The organism is Paracnuella aquatica, from assembly GCF_003332885.2.
Lineage (GTDB): Bacteria > Bacteroidota > Bacteroidia > Chitinophagales > Chitinophagaceae > Flavisolibacter > Flavisolibacter aquaticus.
On the sequence record NZ_QOWJ01000008.1, the window covers coordinates 133,359 to 152,161 of the forward strand.

Sequence of the window (18,803 nt, forward strand, 5' to 3'; positions counted from 1 at the left end):
GTGATGCATGTTGGCTTTTTACTTGCCTAAAAAAGGAAAAAAAGGGCATCCGCAACCAATGACAGCGTGGGTGCGGATGCCTTCCCCAATGTAGCTATTGTGCTATTGTGATAAAGCGTTATTGATTTTTGTTCAGCTACTTTTAAATGGTGTCGAAATTGTTTTCACTACACCTTCGCTGATAGTTGTTATTGCATTCTTTATTTAAAAAATAAAACCCGGAGTAAAACTGGCACTGGCTAACTTTTTCATTTCGCAGTCAGTTGCACAGTAGTGTCTTGCAAACCCGCAGCGGTGGCTGTTACAGTTATTTTTCCCGGTTTTCCGGTCGATTGAATGATGCACAAGACCTTTCCTTTTGCGGCTTTGTGTTGCGTTGCTTTGAATGGCTCCATGCTAACCGGGCTGCCATTATCTACAGCGGCAATAAAGCCTGCGCCGGTTACTGTAAACTGCACCATGTTGTCGGCATAGGGAACCGGCACACCATCGGCATCGAGCACTTCAACAGTGATAAAAGAGAGAGCAGTTCCATCGCTTTTAATCACTGTCCGGTCGGGTTTTGCAATGAGGCGTGCAGGTGCACCTGCAGTTTTTACTTCTTTTACCAGCACAGTGTTGCCGCCTTTTTTCGATACCGCTCTCAGTGTGCCCGGCTGGTAAGGCACCCGCCATTTCAAATGCAGCGCACCATCCCGCTTTGCCGCCACACCAAATGATCGATCATTTACAAACAACTCCACGGCATCGGCATTATTGTAATAGGCCACCACATCAACCGTGTCGCCGCTCTGCCAGTTCCAATGCGGGTACAGGTGCAATACGGGTTTGCTGGTAAAAATGCTTTGATAGAGATAGTACACATCTTTTGGAAAACCTGCCAGGTCGATGATGCCGAAGTAAGAACTGCGTGCCGGCCAGGGATAAGGTGTGGGCTCGCCCAAGTAATCAAAACCGGTCCAGATATACATGCCTGAAACATGCGGGTACCGCAACAATTCTTTGATGCTTTCTTCATGCGTGGAGCCCCAAGGCGCACTTACATGGTCGTATGCCGACACAGTAAAATCGGTATTGCCGCCATTTGGTATCGGCTTGTCCCAGGCTTCGGGCCACCTGCGGATGGAGTCGGCAGGCACCAGGTCGAAGTGGCCGCGTGTTTGCAGCGCCGATGTACTTTCCGTAACAATAAAAGGCTTGCCCGGCCAGCGTTGCAGCGCACTACCCCACTCCTGGTGGTGGTAATTATACCCTACCAGATCAAAGGCTCCGGACTGCAGTAAAAAATTATGTAAGCCAGTTTCGTTATTGGCTGTTGTAACGGGCCTCGTGGTATCCAATGCACGAACAATGGCAGCCAGTTCGCGGCTGATGTTGCGGCCACTGCTGTCGCCCTTGGCTGCATCGCCCCACTGTTCCGGAATTTCGTTGCCTACACTCCAAACAAAAATCGAAGGATGGTTGCGGTCGCGGCGGATAAAGTCTTCGAGGTCCTGCTTGTGCCACTGGTCCCAGGCCAGGTGATAATCAAATGGATTCTTTGCTTTGGCCCACATGTCAAACATTTCGTCCATCACGATAAAACCCATTTTATCGGCAAGCTGCAGCAGCTCCGGCGCAGGCGGGTTGTGCGATGTGCGGATGCCGTTGCAACCCATGGCTTTTAGCAACTCTAATTGGCGCTCCAATGCCCTAGTATTAATGGCAGCACCCAGCGCACCCAGATCGTGGTGGTTGCATACACCCAATATTTTCAACGGCTTGCCATTCAGGAAAAAGCCCTTGGCCGCATCAAAATAAAAACTGCGGATACCGAAAACTGTTTCATATTCATCCAACACCTTACCTGCTGCAACGATCTGCGACACCGCTTTGTACAGGTATGGCCGCTCCACCGACCAAAGCTGCGGCGTTTTGACCTTTATCTGTTGTTCGTTTTTCGGCTGTGCATCAACGGTAGCCGTTGCCACTTTGCGGCCAGATGCATCAAAAATGGTAGTGACCAATTGCGCGGCTGTATTTGTGTTTGCAGCAACATCAGTGGTGATGGCAATTGTGGCTTCAGCATTGGTTACTTTAGGCGTGGTGATGAACGTGCCCCAATGTGCAATGTGCGCCGGGTTGAGGCTGGTGAGCCACACGTTCCGGTAAATGCCTGAGCCACTGTACCAGCGTGAATTGGGCTGCTTTGAATTATCCACTTTTACCGCGATGACATTTGGCTGGGCGCCATAACGCAAGTGCGGCGTCAGTTCGTAGCGAAACGAAATATAGCCGTTGGGCCGTATGCCCAATGAGTGCCCATTAATGAACACTTCGCTGTTGCAATACACGCCGTCAAATTCAATAAAGACCTGCTTGCCCTTTTCGGTTTCGGGGAGGGTAAATGTTTTGCGATACCAGCCCAGGCCGCCCGGCAATGCGCCACCACCGGTGCCGGCAGGATGGTCTTTGCTGAAACTTCCTTCAATGCTCCAGTCGTGCGGTAGTTGAAGCGTACGCCAAGATGCATCATCAATGGCAGGATCGCTAAAAGCCGCTGTGCTATCCAGCTTAAATTTCCAATCCGCATTGAACGATTTCCGGCCCTTGTGTTGTGCCGATGAATGCAGAAAAGCAAACGCGATACAAAAAGCCAACAGCATACAAAATTTGTACATACCCATTCATTTTTGGTGTGCAAAAAATCGGCGTTGGCGTTCGTTTCAACAACCGGCAGAGTATCCGGCGTATATCATTTTCTTGGTGTAATTTTTAGTCAATGCTGCAATGATTATCTGCTGCAAAAAGGGCCATCGTTTTTACCGAACACATTCAAGCAACCGCAGTAGCCCATTTGTTTACTGGCACGAAAACCCTTGGTACAAACTCGATGTAGCTACAGTTTAACCGTAATTTTCTTCCCTTCATAAACTACCGCTTTATCAGCTGGTGCTTCGAGATTAAAAGGCTTCGCAGCCGCTTTTAAAAATGCTTTGATGCGAATAAATCTTTTAGCGATCATACCGGGAAAGCTTCCCTTTCGATCGCCAATAGTGAGTGTTCCTGCGGCTTCGTTGTAAGTAAATGGAATCGTCGAAAACTGGCCCTTTTCATAATCGTAAGTAGTGCCGCCATCTTCATACAGGGTAAAGCTTCCATCCTTTCCACGGTATACCTGCAGCGTCAGCGTATCCGCAGGTTTTTCGTCGGTGTATTGCAGCTCCGGACCAAAAGGAATAATGGCACCTTCAGGCACAAACAGCGGCATGCGTTCATAGGGTGCAGCAGCAGTAACCATTTGTCCTCCAGCTTGCCAGGCACCGGTGTAGAAGTTGTACCAGCCTTTGCCTTTGGGTAAATAAACGGTCCGGCTTTGCAGCCCCGAAGCCCACACCGGCGCTACCATCAGCGAAGGGCCAAACAGGTACTGGTCATCAACAATCCATACAGCGCTGTCCCCGCCAAAATCCATGGCCAGCCCGCGCATAATAGTGCCATCGCCGTGGTATGCATTGCCCGCCAGCGAGTACACATAAGGCATCAGCCGGTAGCGCAGTTTGTTGTAGTACAGCATGCTTTGATAAGCTGCATGGTTTTCCGGCGCTATGTTAAACACCTCGCGAAAAGGAAATTGTCCATGAGCCCGGAACAAGGGCACAAAAGCGCCGAACTGGAACCACCGGGTTTGCAGTTCGCGCCAAGCTTCGGTGTTGGCAGCGGTTGGTTTTTCAAAATGCGCCGGCACCACAAATCCGCCAATATCCATGGTCCAGTAAGGCAGGCCCGACATGGAGAAATTAACGCCGGCCGCTACCTGTGCTTTCAGGTCGTGCCAGGTGCTGCCAATGTCGCCGCTCCATATGGCTGCGGCATAGCGCTGCGAACCCGCAAAGCCCGAACGGGTTAGTAAAAACACCCGCTTGTTGGGGTCGGATGAACGCTGGCCTTCGTAAATGCCTTTGGCATTTTGCAGCGGGTATGCGTTGAGGTATTCGGTAGCGGTACCCAGCGCAGTGGGCTGCATTTGCAGCTTGCGTTTTTGCGGCGATACGTTCGATAAAATATCTGGCTCGCTGGCGTCCATCCACCAGGCATCAAATCCCTTGGTGTATATTTTTTTATAAATAAGATCCCAGAAACCTTTGCGGGCATCTGCGTTAAATGCGTCGTAGAAAGTTGACGTGTAGCCTTTCCCAATCCAATCGCGCTGCCGGTCGGCAATGTTGCGGCGGTACAACCAGCCTTTTTCATTGAATGCATGGTAAGCCGGGATGCCTTCGTAAAACTTGGGCCACACCGAGATCATGATTTTAGTGTTGTATTGCCGGTGCAGCGTATCGTTCATGCCCTCGGGATTGGGGAAACGTGTTTCATCAAACTCCTGGCTGCCCCATGCGTCTTCTTTCCAATAACTCCAGTCGAGCACAATATTATCCAATGGAATGTTGCGTTTGCGAAACTCGGCCACCGTTGCCAGCAGTTCTGCCTGTGTTTTATACCGTTCACGGCTTTGCCAAAAACCCATCGCCCATTTGGGCATGATGGGCGCCTTGCCGGTAAGCGTACGATAACCCGCAATAACGGAATCCATGTTTTGCCCGCTGATTACATAATAATCAACCTGGCGACCTGCTTCTGATGCGAAGCTAAAATTGTTGCGGGCTTCTGCTGCTACCGGCTCCTGCCATTTTACCGCCAGGTACGATTCAGTTCCTTCGGGTATCCATTCCATGCGCAGCTTTACTTTTTTGCCAGGTTGCATATCAATAGGAACCAGTGCAGGTGCAGGGTTCCAGGCTTTGCGCCAGCGATCGAGCACCAAACTATCGTTGAGCCACAACCGAATAGTACCGCCATACACAAACCTGAGTTGGTGCCGGCCCGAAAGGCCACTTTGGATGCTGCCTTCCCAAGCCACCACGCCGGTGGCTGGTGTAAATTGGGCAGGCAATACCTTAGCAGACTCACCCAAAAACTCCATGCTGATCTCCGACTCGGCACGTTCCATCAACGAAACTTCGGGCTTTGTTTTATCGTTGCTGTAGGTGGCCGTCAGCCAGCCTTCTTCGCCATTTTTTGAAAACAGTTTCAGGTCGGAAAGGGGACGCAGCGGCCGTACATCGCCGGCTTTGGTCAGCGAGTAATTGTCCCACAAAATGCCATAGCCCTTTGTAGAAACTAAAAAAGGAACAGCCACTTCCGTATTGTTTTGAAAAAACTGCACCTGCTGCCCGCGGTAATTCATCACGCCATCCTGGTGTTGTCCAAGGCCATACCATGCTTCATTAGCGGTGGCTGTAAATGTTTGCGCCACGCTGTACATGGGCTCGCCTTCATGCACCACGGGCTTTATCTCGCGGCCATTGTCGGCTGCTTCGGCAACAAGCTTTTTGCCAGCCGCATCAAAAAACTGCACGGCGCCGGTGGCCAGGTTTACTTCAGCGGCAATCTTTGCCGCTTTTATGCGAACAGCGCCTTTGCCCTGCGTCACGCTGAATGTTTGCGATTGCGCCCACTGATAATTGACCACGAGGCTTTGAGTTGCGGGCAAATCCTTTTCGGGACTAGACGAAACACGAATGATGTTGGGCGCAACCACCTGCAGGCGCACTGCAGTCGCGTTGCCGGATGGCTTTTGTTGCGGGTAAACAATTAGGCCGTCTTTTGTTTTAACGAAAGGAGCTGTGGATTGGGCAGCAACAGCAAGCGCACTACACAACAGTAGCAGCATAAAGAAGTATCTGGACATGGGCAATCAGTTTAGCAGAGGGGCGCAGTTACGCCGGTGCAACAAATCTACCTAACAGGGATGGTCCGGCGGCCAAATCATTGTTGGCACCGGGGCTGACCTTTGTTAACTTTTCATTGAAACAGCCAACACTTTTACCAAAATAAAAGCAGCGATTAAAAGAAAACGAATGCCCAACTCGTGCCCCATCGATGATTCAAGACATGCAATAAGATCATCGCCCCATCCATCCGCCATCAACCGTAAGAATAGTTCCGTGCACATAATCCGATGCTGCGGAAGCCAGGAAAAGAAGCGGGCCTTGCAGGTCTTCGGGGTTGCCCCAGCGTGCAGCCGGGATGCGGCTCAATATGGCGGCACTCCGCTCCTTGTCGGTTATCAGCGGCTGCGTATTGTCGGTGGCAATATACCCAGGCGCAATAGCATTTACGTTCACGCCTTTGGCTGCCCATTCGTTGGCAAATGCTTTCACCAGTGATGCAATGGCGCCTTTGCTGGCAGCGTATCCCGGCACATTGATGCCGCCCTGGAAACTAAGCAGCGATGCCGTAAAAATGATCTTGCCACTACCCCGTTCGATCATACCCTTGCCTATTTCGCGGGTTAGTATAAACTGCGCCGACTGGTTTACCGCAATCACCGTATCCCAATATTCATCGGAATGTTGCGCGGCAGGCTGCCGCAAAATGGTACCCGCATTGTTGACCAAAATATCAACATTCGCATGTTGCGCCTTCACTGCTTCTATAAACCGGTAAATGGATTGCCGGTCGGCAAAATCGCATTGGAAGGGATAAAACTTTTGGCCCATGCCCGTCACCGACTGTCCCACGGCACCGCCATCTCCGGGCATGCTGGCCGATACGCCAATGATATCAGCGCCGGCCGCTGCAAGTGCCTCCGCCATGGCTTTACCAATGCCGCGGCTGCAACCCGTTACCAATGCTGTTTTGCCCTTGAGGCTAAATTTTTCCAGGATGTTCATATGCTAATGTAGGATGCTATTGAATGGAAACAACCAGCGGCTGCTGCAAGTTGGTGCGAAAGGTTTTCACATGCGCAAACCAATCTTTTGCCGATGCAATTCTGCCTCCCTTATCCCAGGCCGCGCCATGGTAATACACAAAAGGTTGCTGCGGTGCTGCTACCGAATGGGCCAGCAGGTGAGTCTTATCCACCTGCATCCCGGCTACCAACGTCTGCATTATACAGGCCACACCAGTAGTTCCATCATTGCCATGTTGCGCCTCCCAATACGCCAGCAAACCTTCCTGCTCATTCAGTAACATAGCACCCGCCTCTTTTCGTTTAATGATGCCTGTTACTACCGGTAAAACTTCGTTATCGTTGGTGACAAAATTCACCTCAGTGCGGGTAAACTGGCTGCCGGCATCAATGGAAACGTTTTTGGTCATGCGCAGCTTTTTGTTGCCGGCCTTCCATTCATCGTACACCAATTGAAACGTGGAGCGCAGCGGCCCGTTGTCTAAAATCTTCCAACTGCTGAAGGTGCCTGCGTAGCGAATGGTATCAGCCATAAATGGCGCAATGCCTCCGGCACCCAGCGTGAGGCCCACATGGTAATAGTCCAGCCCATCGCCGGCATCTTCGTGGTAGTTGCCCCGCCTGTATCTTTTGTTGATCACGAGGCTGTCGGTGCGCTTTACCCAAACATCAATACCAAAAGCCATTTCGTTGGGTGTTTGTTCCAACGCTTTTCCATAAACACGGAACGCAATGCGGTCGTTTTCCCAGGCAAAATCATCTTTCCGCTCAGGCACAAAGCGGCAATATGTTCTGGACGCAATTGGCGCCCGCTTGCCCTTTACCAACTGCAGGTTGATGGCGCCTTTTGCCGGCACGGCAACATATACCAACAACTGCTGCACACTGTCCGTGCCGTTCGATGCTAGTTGAACAGGATACTCCTTTTTAGTTCCAGCGTTTACCACTTTAAAAAATGCAGTATCAAGGTTTGGATAATGCTGCAACACGGTGCGCCAGGGAAAAGCCACCACTTCTTCACGGGCATGGGCACTTTTGTTGGTGATCGTGATCACACCCTTTTGTGCCCGTAAAAAGGCGCAGGTAAACAGCAGCAACAGGATCATTGCAGCTCGCTTGGTATTGTTTGCCATTGTTGCTGTAAAATAGGCATCAATCGCTGCATGGCAGTCATTGCTTTTCCACAAAATGCTACTTGCTACTCCGAAGGATTTTGGGGTACCAAAAAAGAAAGTGCACCGGGCACCAGCTCAATCGACACATCAATGCCCTTTTCCAGTTGCACCATTTTATCATCCACATGTATGCGGGTGCCGCCCCAGTTGATGTTGATCTTTTTTCCTTTCAAGGTGTGGAAATGATAAGCTTCGGTTTCTGCTTCCATGCGGCCTTCGAGGTATTCCGAAAACTTTTCGCGTTGCGCTTCGGGAATCAGCACCACTTCAAACTCGCCATCGCCGGGATCGGCCAGCGGCGAGAGCATTACATTGGGCCCAATGGATTTGATGTTCATCACCTCAACCATGTAAAACTTGCCCGAGTGGTCGGTGCCGTCAATTTCAAGGTGGCAATGCCGCGGTTCGTACTCCCACAATATGCGGTGCATTTGTTTTAATGCCTCGGCCAGCTCGGCTTCCGGTGATTCATATTCCCTTTCGTTTTCTTTCATGTACTCCATCAGGTACGGGAAAATGCCGAAGCCCATACCTTCAATGAAGTACGACATGTCGGGCACGTTGGTTACTTTTCCCGCATCAACGTGTTGCACCGTAGCGCCGTGCCAGGCTGCAATGGCCGCGGCAGTATCAGGGTTTGCATTGAACGTTTTGGCAATATTGTTGGCCGTGCCCAGGGGCAACACACCAATCGGTGTGGCATTGCTGTCCGCCTCCTTTAGCAGGTGGCGGGCCACTTTGCCAATGGTGCCATCGCCGCCGGCCACGGCAATAATATCGGCTTTGGTGTCCGCTTTTTTCCAGCTATCTTTTTTGGCCGAGTGGTAGTCAACCTCCCAGCCGGCGGCGGTTAGCTGGCTCACCAGTTCTTCTTTGCTGTGCGCTTCATCGCCGGCTGTAGGATTATGGATCAGGAGAACTTTTCCCATGCGCTTTTTTACGGCTATTGCAGGCCAAAAGCATACCACCCCAAAACATGGCACAAAAATGTTGGTAGTGGATGCAATGAAGATCCTGATCACAAACGACGACGGCATTTACAGCCCCGGGCTGGCTGCGCTTGCCAAAGTGGCCAAGCGCTTTGGCGAGGTTACCGTAGTGGCCCCCGATGTGGAGCGTTCTTCGGCTTCGCATGCCATTACATCGCACCTGCCCATTTCATTCAAGAAGGCAAAGATTGACGTGGACGGCATACAAGCATTTAAAGTAAATGGCACGCCTGCCGACTGTGCCGCACTGGGCCTGCACCTTTCGAAAATAGACCTGGTTTTGTCGGGCATCAACATGGGCCCCAACCTGGGTAATGCCATGTGGCACTCGGGCACGCTGGCGGCCGCCAAACAAGCGGTACTGCTGGGTGTGCGGGGCATTGCACTGAGCACACCGGTAGGCAAGGACGACCCTGACTTTGAAGCCTTTGAAAGCTATGTGGAAGAAACCCTGCACCTGCTGACCAAAGACGATGCGCTGACGCTGTATAATGTAAATTTTCCGCCCAAACCCAAAGGCATCATGTGGACCCGCCAGTCGAACCGGATGTACGACAACCAGATTGTGCCCAGCGTGGACCCCATGGGCCGCAAGCACTACTGGTTTACCGTGATACCGCTGGAGGCAGCCGAAGAAGGCACCGACCGGTGGGCTGTAGAAAATGATTATGTGTCCATCACCCCGCTTCGGTTAGACCTCACCGATGAGGCATTGCTGCAACAACACCTTAAGGAAAAGGGCGGCACTGCACAGGCCAAGGGGCAGCAATAAATAGGTTTTTTTGCCAAAAAACTGAACCAACGGACCCGCCCTTTGTAAACAGGTATGACACAAGATTACTTGTCACCACTGCCCTAGTGCAAGCCTTTTTGGTTTTGCAAAAAGATCAAAAGCATCATCCCTGCCCTTTGCTTTCCACCACCTGTTTGCAACAAGTATTTGCATACTGGCGCATTTGTTCGGGTAAAAAAATAACAGCATAAACGCCTTTTAACAACCCAAAAAAACAACAATGAAAGCAGCACGGATTCATGGTCCCAGGAATGTACAATGCGACAACGTAGAGGACCCCAAACTCCAGGACGACCGCGATATTATTTTAAAAGTAACAGCCACCGCCATTTGTGGCTCCGACCTGCATATTTATTCAGGCGGGTTGCCGCAGCCCCGCCCCATGACGCTAGGCCACGAGTTTATGGGCATTGTGGAAGAAGTAGGCAAAGGCGTAACCAACCTCAAACGCGGCGACCGCGTAGTGGTGCCCTTCCCCATTGCCTGCGGCCATTGCTTTTTTTGCAATCATCATTTGCCCGGTCATTGCGAGAACTCGAACCCCGAGCACTACGGTCCGGAAGGCGGGCTGCTCACCGAAAAAGGCGGCGCCCTTTTTGGCTACACCGACCTGTACGGCGGCTACGACGGCGGCCAGGCCGAGTATGTGCGGGTGCCTTATGCCGATTTTGGTCCCCGCATTGTACCGGATAACCTGAGTGATGAGCAGGTGCTTTTTCTCACCGATATTTTTCCAACAGGCTATACCGGCATTGATTGGGGCGAAGTCAAAGGCGGCGAAACGGTGGCCATTTTCGGCTCAGGGCCGGTGGGCATTATGGCGGCAAAAAGTGCCTGGCTGCGCGGTGCAAAAAGAGTGGTAATCATTGACACGCTGCAATACCGCCTGGACAAAGCCAAAGCCTCGGCCAACTGCGAAACCATTTTGTGGGAAGACGGCGCCAAAGGTGTGGTGGAACAAATAAGGGCCATGACCGAAGGCCGCGGTGCCGATGTATGCGTGGAAGCAGTTGGCTTTGAGCCCGACCGCAACCTGCTGGACCGTGCCAAGGCGGTGATCAACCTGGAAAAAGGTTCACCCAAGGTGCTGGAAGCCTGTATGAGTGCAGTGCGCCGCGGCGGCATTGTATCGGTGCTGGGCGTGTACCCCACCACTTACGACAATTTCCCCATCGGGCAGTTTTTTGATAAAGGCATCACGTTGAAGGGCGGACAGGCACCGGCACACAAACACATCGACACGCTGCTGAAATATGTGCAGGAAGGCAAAGTGCGCCTCGACGACATCATTACCCACCGGTTACCCCTAACCGAAGTGGCACATGCATACAAGATCTTTAAAGACAAGGAAGAAGATTGCGTGAAAGTGGTGCTGACACCATAATCGATCGTTATAATCATTTACCAAAACGCCATACCTGGCCGGGATACTTTCCTGCCGGGTATGGCTTTTTTATAAAAAATGGCTGCGGCAGTTGGCTGTGGCAATTTGTTTTCACTAAAAGCATTCAGGATATGACCCATGAACAACTATTGTGGTGGCAGTCGGGCATTATTTACCAGATCTATCCCCGCTCTTTCCAGGACAGCAACGGCGATGGCATTGGCGACCTGCAGGGCATTATTCAACGGCTTGATTACCTGCAATGGCTGGGTGTAACGGCCATCTGGATTTCGCCCATCTATCCATCGCCCATGGCGGATTATGGTTATGATATTTCCGACTACCGCGGCATTCACCCGCTGTTTGGCAACATGGACGATTTTGACCAATTGCTGCAAGAAGCACATAATAGAGGACTGCGCATTATACTCGACCTGGTGCCCAATCATACATCTAACCAGCATCCGTGGTTTTTAGAATCCCGTTCTTCGAAAGAGAATCCCAAACGCGACTGGTATATATGGGAAGATGCCCGCCCCGATGGAACGCCACCCAATAACTGGCTGTCGGTTTTTGGTGGGCCGGCCTGGGAATGGGACGAGCAAACAGGGCAGTATTATTATCACGCATTTTTAACCGAACAACCCGACCTGAACTGGCGCAACCCCGAAGTGCAGCAGGCTATGCTCGACGTGATGCGGTTTTGGCTGGATAAAGGTGTGGACGGCTTTCGAGTGGATGTGATGTGGCATATGGTAAAAGACAAGGAGTTGCGCGATAACCCTGTGAACCCGGACTACCAGGTGCATATGGCCACTTACGAACAGCTCACGCCTATTTACTCCACCGACCAGCCCGAAGTGCACGACTTGGTGCAGCAAATGCGTGCCGTGCTCGACAGCTATGGCGAACGCATGATGATCGGTGAAATTTATTTGCCCATACAAAAGCTGATGACCTACTACGGTCCTGATAACAACGGGGCACACCTGCCATTTAATTTCCTGCTGTTGTCGATGCCTTGGGATGCACAAAAAATTGCATCGGCAATTGATGAATACGAACATGCGCTGCCGCAGCGGGGCTGGCCCAACTGGGTGCTGGGCAATCACGACCAGCCGCGCATTACCAGCCGTGTGGGGACTGAACAGGCACGCATAGCCGCAATGTTGTTGCTAACCCTTCGGGGCACGCCTACCATCTATTACGGTGAGGAAATTGGCATGCGTGATGTGCCCATTCCGCCCGATGAAGTGCAGGACCCGCAAGGGCTGAACATGCCCGATAAAAACCTGAGCCGCGATCCCGCCCGTACGCCCATGCAGTGGGATGGCGGCGAGTTTGCAGGTTTCTCGGCCACGCGGCCATGGCTGCGCCTGGGGCCGCAATACAAGCGGCCGCATGTGGCGGCGCAAAAAGAAGACCCGCACAGCCAACTGCATTTTTATAAAAAACTGATTGCCCTGCGCCAAAGCCAGCCTGCGCTGCTGGTGGGCGATTATATACAGGTACATGCCGACCACCAGGCACTGGCTTATATACGTGAGGCCAGCGGTGCGCCTGCACTGCTGGTGGTGCTGAACCTGAGCCACAAGCCCTGCTACCTGGCCATCCAGCACCGAACCATTTCGGGCCGTGTGCTGTTTGCAACAGATGAAACACTGGTAGGAACTGCGGTGGTCAACCGCATACAACTGGGTGGTGATGAAGGAATGATTGTGGAGCTGGACGAAGACGAATAGCAAAGCAGATATAAATGTAAAAACTGCAGCTTTCAGTTGCGCATCAACGTGGTAACGCCGAAAATGTGCATGCAAAAAAATATAAGCCTATGACAGACGAATTATGGTATAAAAACGCGGTAATCTACAGCCTGGACCTGGAAACCTTTATGGACGCCAACGGCGACGGCATTGGTGATTTTGAAGGCTTGTGCGACCGGCTGCATTACCTACATGCTTTGGGTGTGGACACCATTTGGCTGGCGCCGTTTCAGCCCACACCGAATAAAGACAATGGTTACGATGTGCAGGATTATTACGGTGTGGACCCGCGGCACGGTTCCAATGGCGATTTTGTTTCATTCATGCATCAGGCCAAAAAGCTGGGTATTAAAGTGATCATTGACCTGGTGGTGAACCATACATCAGACCAGCACCCGTGGTTTAAAAATGCCCGCAGCAGCAAGGATGCACCCTACCGTAACTGGTATGTATGGGCCGACAAACGCCCTTCGAACTGGGACGAGGGCATGGTGTTTCCCGGCGTGCAAAAAGCCACCTGGACAAAAGACAAGCAAACCGGCGCATACTACCACCACCGTTTTTACCCGCACCAACCCGACCTGAATACGCATAACCCCGAGGTACGTAAAGAGATCCGCAAGATCATGGGATATTGGCTGCAGCTGGGCGTTTCCGGCTTTCGGGTGGATGCCGTTCCGTTTATTTTGGAAATGCCGCAGCCGGGCAAAAAGAACCCGGTGATGAAGTTTGAATACCTTGAAGAAATGCGCAACTTTTTGCAATGGCGCAGCGGCGATGCAGTGCTGTTGGGCGAAGCCAATGTGCTGCCGGAACAAACCAAGAACTATTTTGGCGAACGTGCTGAAGGCATCCACATGATGTTCAATTTTTACGTGAACCAATACTCATTTTACACGCTGGCTACCGGCGATACGGCGCCACTCATTAAAGCATTGGAAGACACAAGGGTGGCACCGGGCATCAGCCAGTGGGCTAACTTTTTACGGAACCACGATGAGTTGGATATCGACCGGCTACCAGATGACCTACGGCAGCGTGTGTTTGAGCAATTTGGCCCCGAACCGCACATGCAGTTGTACGACCGCGGCATCCGACGCAGGCTGGCGCCCATGCTGGGCAGCCGTGCCAAAATAGAGCTGGCCTATAGCCTGATGTTTTCGCTGCCCGGTACGCCGGTAATGCGCTATGGCGATGAAATTGGCATGGGCGATGACCTGGACCTGAAAGAGCGGGATGCGGTGCGTACGCCAATGCAGTGGTGTGCAGAAGAAGGCGCCGGTTTTTCTACTGCACCTAAACTAGTGCACCCTGTTATTGACAAAGGCTTTTATTCATACCAGCATGTAAATGTTGCCGACCAGCGCCGCGACCCACAATCCTTGCTCAACTGGATGACCTCGCTGATCCGGCTGCGCAAGGAGTGCCCGGAAATTGGTATGGGCAATTGGGAAATACTCGACGCCGGCGTACCCACGGTGCTAGCTATGCGCTATTCGTGGAAGGGCAATGCGGTGATGATGGTGCATAATTTTGGCGACAAGCCGGTTGAGATAAAATTACCTGCAACAAAAGGAGCCAGCGAACGCCTGGACGACCTGATGGACCAGGATTCGATTGAAGGCAACAGCGCAAAAAAGTTTACCATTGGAATGACGGCATACGGATACCGATGGTTCCGGGTAAAAACGTTGTAAATATAATGGGCGGCCTGATGCCGCCCATTATATTTATGGCAATAAAACTAAATGTTGGAGATGCGAAGTTTTTTTATTTATGGAAACAAATTAAATGAATCAGTCCATCGAACAATTTCAAGTCAGTTTTCGTCACTAAATAAAATGCTGTTGGTCGGAACTGCGCAACACGAAAAGTGCGAAACGCCGGTTTAACACGCAAGTTTGCTCTTCAATTATCAACGTGTTATTTTATTTTAAAAAGACTTTCTATTTCAAAACCAATGCAGCCATTGGCGCAATCACTAGTTTTGCCGTTCGCTGTTTTTTACCCGACACCAATTCCTGTACGCTTTTATTTCCCATCCAACGGCTTGCGTCCAATTGCTGCGCCCTACTTGACCTGTTAATCACCACCCAGATCTTTTCACCATTCAGCTCACGTGTAAACAGGACCAATCCCTTCGCTGCATCATCCCACACAAATTGCGCACTGCCCCGTTGCAACGCAGGTTCGCTGTTGCGTAGCTGCGCCAGCTTTTGATAAAACCGGAAAAGCTGCGGATCAAAATTGTTGTCGTCTGCAGGTCGGGCTGCCCCAAATGGATGATGCGTTTCCTGTTCAAACTGCATATCGGCCCACACCATCGGCTTGCGATCGTCCGGATCGTCGGCGCCCCACATGCCAGCTTCGGTACCGTAATAGATCATCGGTGCGCCGGCCCAGGTAAATTGGAAAGTTGCCACCAGCTTCTGAACATTGCGTTCCGCCGCAGTTGGCTTGCGCACCAAAAAACTATCCCGCGGGTGGCCCCTGCGGTCGTACTCGCGGCCGGGGTTCACAATGAGGGAAGCCAGCCGCGGTGCATCGTGGCTGTCCATCAGGTTTTGCAGCGCATGTGCCGCACCTGTTGGATAATCCATTTCTATTTGTTGCAGGCGGCGAATGAATTCTTTTGTATCAATACTGCCATCGATCAAAAAATCTTTGGCTGCATAAGCAAAGCGGTAATTCATCACAGAGGTAAACAAATCACCGGCTATAAATTCCGCCGCTTTTTCGGTCCATATTTCCGCAACGGTAATGGCCTGCGGGTTGATCTGTCGCACCAAGGCATGCCATTCTTTCCACCACTCCTTGCCTACTTCTTCGGCCACATCCAGCCGCCAGCCATCAATGCCATCTTCGGGGTTGCCGTCGCCGTTGGGGTCCATCCACCGGCGGGTTACAGAAAAAATATGATCACGAACGGGGGGCATCAGTGTTTCCCGCTCTTCCTTAAAAACCGGCAGGCTTTTAAATCCCCACCAACCTTCGTAATCAAACTCATTTTTGTTTGCAGTTTGCGCATCATCAAACGACTTCACCACGTACCAATCCTTATATTTCGACTGCGCTCCGTTCTGCACTAAATCTTGGAACGCCCAAAACTCGGTACCCGTATGGTTCCATACACCATCGATCACCACTTTGATGTTGCGCCGGTGGGCTTCTTTTATCAAATGCAAAAAAAGCGAGTCGGCCGATGACCAGCGCCAGGTGGCCGGGTTGCCATGATCTTCCGTTGCAAACAGCGCTTCATCCGCTTTCGGGTCCGGTCCAAAGTTGCGGTCGATATGGTGATAGTACGACGCATCGTATTTGTGCAGCGATTGCGCATCGAAAACAGGATTGAAATAAATGGCACCAATGCCCAGGTCTTTTAAATAATCCAGCTTATCGATCACACCTTGCAGGTCGCCGCCATAGCGCCGGTTGTTTACATAAGTATAAAAATCCGTAGCGCCATTTTTCGCCCATTCTTCTTGCTGGTACCAATCAGCTGTCCACACAGAAGGGCGCCAGCCCGCAGGCCCCTGTGCCCGTTGTGCTGTGGGCTGGTTGGTGCTATCGCCATCGCGAAAACGCTCCGGGAAGATTTGGTACCACACTACGCCATTGGCCCAGCCGGGTGCTTTGTACTCCGGAGGCTTTTGCGCAAATGCATTGAACATACAGCATTGTGCAAAAAGCAAACAAGCGGCAACTATTTTAGGGTGCATATTTTTCAGTTCAAATACGTGTTGGCGTTTACAACTTTTTCAAACCTTTTGTCTGTCCTTTTTCAGCAGCTTCAATGCTGATGGCATAACCGCCACCTGCAGCAACCCATTGGGCTAGTTTTGATTTGCTCGTCACCACGACTTTACGAATGTTATATGCCTGCGGTGCTGTTTTGTAATGCGCATTTTTAGCATCGGCATAAATGGTGGCGATGTATGTTTTGCCCGGCTCTAGAAAATCGAAACTGATTTGTGATGTACGTGGATCATTGCCACCCACGCTGCCCACAAACCATTTGCCGGTGCCTTTTGCTTTGCGGGCCACGGTAATATATTCGCCGGGCTCGGCCTCCAGGTATTTGCTGTCGTCCCAATCAACGGCTACATCTTTTATAAACTGAAATGCATCGGGGAAACGGTCGTAGTGTTCAGGCAAATCGGCCGCCATTTGCAGCGGGCTGTACAGCGTTACATACAGCGCCAGTTGGTTAGCCAGCGTACTGTTTACATGCGATTTATTTTCGGGGTTCAGCTTGCTGATGTCCATTTCAAAAATACCCGGTGTATAATCCATAGGGCCGCCCTGCAACCGCGTAAAAGGCAGTATGGTAACATGGTTGGGCTTCGATCCGCCAAATGCCTGGTACTCGGTACCGCGGGCCGATTCATTCCCTATCAGGTTGGGCCAGGTACGGGCAATGCCCGTGGGGCGCACTGCCTCATGCGCATTCACCATTATTTGATATTGCGCTGCTTTTTCCAACGCATACTGGTAATGGTTCACAATCCACTGGCTGTAGTGGTTTTCGCCACGCGGCAGTATGTCACCCACATAACCGCTTTTTACTGCATCATACCCGTTCGCCTTCATAAACTTGTACGCAGTATCCATATGCCGTTCGTAGTTGCGCACCGATGAAGAAGTTTCATGGTGCATGATCATTTTCACACCTTTTGATGCGGCGTAATTGCGGATCTCCTGCAGGTTTAAATCAGGATACGGTGTTACAAAATCAAACACAAAATCTTTTGAGTTGCCAAACCAGTCTTCCCAGCCAATATTCCAGCCTTCCACCAGCACAGCATCAAAGCCATGCTGTGCTGCAAAATCAATATAGCGTTTTACATTGGCAGTGGTGGCGCCGTGGCGGCCATGCGGTTTGGCCTTGGTGTAATCAGTGATGCCCAGTTGCACGGCAGGATACTCGTCGGTGTATGACCAGGCCGATTTGCCGGTGATCATTTCCCACCACACGCCTACATACTTCGTGGGTTTGATCCAAGACACATCTTTGATCTTGTTGGGCTCATTGAGGTTGTAAATAAGTTTCGAAGCCAGTATCGTGCGGGCATCGTTGCTCACCATCACGGTGCGCCAGGGCGTGGTGCAGGGCGCCTGCATATAACCTTTATCGCCATTTACATCCGGCGTGAGCCACGACTGAAAAACCATCGTCGTGTCGTTCAGGTTCAGGTGCATGGCGGCATAGTTGATCAGCGCGGCCTCATGCAGGTTGAGATACAATCCATCGGCTGTTTTCATCATTAGCGAGGTTTGCACGCCTGTGGGCGAAAACGAAGTTTGCGATAAATTATCGGTCACCGATTTGGCCATTAGTGCCCTGATCTCGGAAAGCTTTGACGTGGTATAATCATACTCCTGCGTATCGTAGTCGCCGGCAATCCAATACGCCGTATGATCGCCTGCCATGGCAAACTCGGTGCGTTCTTCTTTTATTACAAAATATGACAGGGTTTTTTGCTGCGGAAACTCGTAGCGAAAGCCAACGCCTTCATCATACAAGCGAAACCGAATGATCATTTGCCGCGCTGTTTCGCCTTGCGTCAGCGTTACAGCCAGCTCGTTGTAGTGGTTGCGAATGGAACTTACTTCGCCCCATACCGGTTTCCATGTTTCGTCGAAAACAGTGGTGGCAGTATTGGTTACGGTAAAATCATTTAAAAGGGACTTTGCATCGCCTTTTAAATGCAGCCCCAGCTTGCTGGGTTTGATCACTGGCTTTCCCTTGTAGGATAATGTGTAGGACGGCACGCCACCATCGAGCAACGTGAATTGCAGCGCCACATTTTTATCAGGTGAAAGAAGTTGCTGCGCCTGTACTGCCGTAGCAAAGAATAAAGAAAAAAGCAAAATTGTCCTGAGCATAACCAAACTTTTTTAAGTCAAACAAAACGGCAGCGCCATGCAACATGCAGCCGCCAAATGGCAAAGCAAGGCAACTT

General features: G+C 51.2%; 11 protein-coding genes. 4 read left to right on the plus strand and 7 right to left on the minus strand.

The window, feature by feature from the left end:
- Positions 1 to 248: 248 nt before the first annotated feature.
- The 5 genes from DRJ53_RS12870 to DRJ53_RS12890 all read right to left on the minus strand — a co-directional run bounded on the left by DRJ53_RS12870 (position 249) and on the right by DRJ53_RS12890 (position 8,840).
- Entirely contained in the window at positions 249 to 2,660 is a 2,412-nt protein-coding gene (locus tag DRJ53_RS12870; protein WP_241558541.1) for a glycoside hydrolase family 2 TIM barrel-domain containing protein, read from the minus strand.
- 218 nt (positions 2,661 to 2,878) lie between these two features.
- Positions 2,879 to 5,731 (minus strand): TIM-barrel domain-containing protein, encoded by a 2,853-nt coding sequence (locus tag DRJ53_RS12875; protein WP_114236046.1) that lies wholly within the window; start codon positions 5,729 to 5,731, stop codon positions 2,879 to 2,881.
- Positions 5,732 to 5,945: 214 nt separating this feature from the next.
- Positions 5,946 to 6,716, minus strand: coding sequence for an SDR family NAD(P)-dependent oxidoreductase (locus tag DRJ53_RS12880; protein WP_114236047.1), 771 nt, complete (start codon positions 6,714 to 6,716; stop codon positions 5,946 to 5,948).
- A gap of 16 nt (positions 6,717 to 6,732) precedes the next feature.
- Positions 6,733 to 7,869 carry a DUF4861 family protein gene (locus DRJ53_RS12885; RefSeq protein WP_123893548.1) on the minus strand — a complete coding sequence of 379 codons (1,137 nt, stop codon included), beginning with the start codon at positions 7,867 to 7,869 and terminating at the stop codon, positions 6,733 to 6,735.
- A 65-nt stretch (positions 7,870 to 7,934) separates the two neighbouring features.
- Entirely contained in the window at positions 7,935 to 8,840 is a 906-nt protein-coding gene (locus tag DRJ53_RS12890) for a diacylglycerol/lipid kinase family protein (RefSeq protein WP_162303869.1), read from the minus strand.
- 58 nt (positions 8,841 to 8,898) lie between these two features.
- Here DRJ53_RS12890 and surE point away from each other — a divergent pair, with 58 nt between their 5' ends.
- From surE to DRJ53_RS12910, 4 genes are all read left to right on the plus strand, one after another.
- Positions 8,899 to 9,672, plus strand: coding sequence for a 5'/3'-nucleotidase SurE (surE, locus tag DRJ53_RS12895; protein WP_241558543.1), 774 nt, complete (start codon positions 8,899 to 8,901; stop codon positions 9,670 to 9,672).
- 241 nt (positions 9,673 to 9,913) lie between these two features.
- Positions 9,914 to 11,077, plus strand: a complete 1,164-nt coding sequence (locus tag DRJ53_RS12900) for a zinc-dependent alcohol dehydrogenase (protein ID WP_114236050.1) — start codon at positions 9,914 to 9,916, stop codon at positions 11,075 to 11,077.
- A 131-nt stretch (positions 11,078 to 11,208) separates the two neighbouring features.
- Positions 11,209 to 12,819 (plus strand): alpha-amylase family glycosyl hydrolase, encoded by a 1,611-nt coding sequence (locus DRJ53_RS12905; RefSeq protein ID WP_114236051.1) that lies wholly within the window; start codon positions 11,209 to 11,211, stop codon positions 12,817 to 12,819.
- Between the two features lie 89 nt (positions 12,820 to 12,908).
- The gene (locus tag DRJ53_RS12910) at positions 12,909 to 14,537 is read left to right on the plus strand and encodes an alpha-amylase family protein (RefSeq protein WP_114236052.1); all 1,629 of its coding nucleotides are present in this window, start codon (positions 12,909 to 12,911) and stop codon (positions 14,535 to 14,537) included.
- Between the two features lie 249 nt (positions 14,538 to 14,786).
- Here the strand turns inward: DRJ53_RS12910 and DRJ53_RS12915 are convergent, their stop codons facing one another.
- Both DRJ53_RS12915 and DRJ53_RS12920 read right to left on the minus strand, forming a co-directional pair.
- Entirely contained in the window at positions 14,787 to 16,511 is a 1,725-nt protein-coding gene (locus DRJ53_RS12915) for a glycoside hydrolase family 13 protein (protein WP_206609783.1), read from the minus strand.
- Positions 16,512 to 16,587: 76 nt separating this feature from the next.
- Entirely contained in the window at positions 16,588 to 18,726 is a 2,139-nt protein-coding gene (locus DRJ53_RS12920) for a glycoside hydrolase family 97 protein (RefSeq protein ID WP_114236054.1), read from the minus strand.
- Positions 18,727 to 18,803 lie beyond the last annotated feature (77 nt).

Excerpts from the sequence above, each read along its gene's own strand:
- DRJ53_RS12870 (WP_241558541.1), bottom strand. The coding sequence starts at position 2,660 with ATGTACAAATTTTGTATGCTGTTGGCTTTTTGTATCGCGTTTGCTTTT.
- DRJ53_RS12875 (WP_114236046.1), bottom strand. The coding sequence starts at position 5,731 with ATGTCCAGATACTTCTTTATGCTGCTACTGTTGTGTAGTGCGCTTGCT.
- DRJ53_RS12880 (WP_114236047.1), bottom strand. The coding sequence starts at position 6,716 with ATGAACATCCTGGAAAAATTTAGCCTCAAGGGCAAAACAGCATTGGTA.
- DRJ53_RS12885 (WP_123893548.1), bottom strand. The coding sequence starts at position 7,869 with ATGGCAAACAATACCAAGCGAGCTGCAATGATCCTGTTGCTGCTGTTT.
- DRJ53_RS12890 (WP_162303869.1), bottom strand. The coding sequence starts at position 8,840 with ATGGGAAAAGTTCTCCTGATCCATAATCCTACAGCCGGCGATGAAGCG.
- surE (WP_241558543.1), top strand. The coding sequence starts at position 8,899 with ATGTTGGTAGTGGATGCAATGAAGATCCTGATCACAAACGACGACGGC.
- DRJ53_RS12900 (WP_114236050.1), top strand. The coding sequence starts at position 9,914 with ATGAAAGCAGCACGGATTCATGGTCCCAGGAATGTACAATGCGACAAC.
- DRJ53_RS12905 (WP_114236051.1), top strand. The coding sequence starts at position 11,209 with ATGACCCATGAACAACTATTGTGGTGGCAGTCGGGCATTATTTACCAG.
- DRJ53_RS12910 (WP_114236052.1), top strand. The coding sequence starts at position 12,909 with ATGACAGACGAATTATGGTATAAAAACGCGGTAATCTACAGCCTGGAC.
- DRJ53_RS12915 (WP_206609783.1), bottom strand. The coding sequence starts at position 16,511 with ATGTTCAATGCATTTGCGCAAAAGCCTCCGGAGTACAAAGCACCCGGC.
- DRJ53_RS12920 (WP_114236054.1), bottom strand. The coding sequence starts at position 18,726 with ATGCTCAGGACAATTTTGCTTTTTTCTTTATTCTTTGCTACGGCAGTA.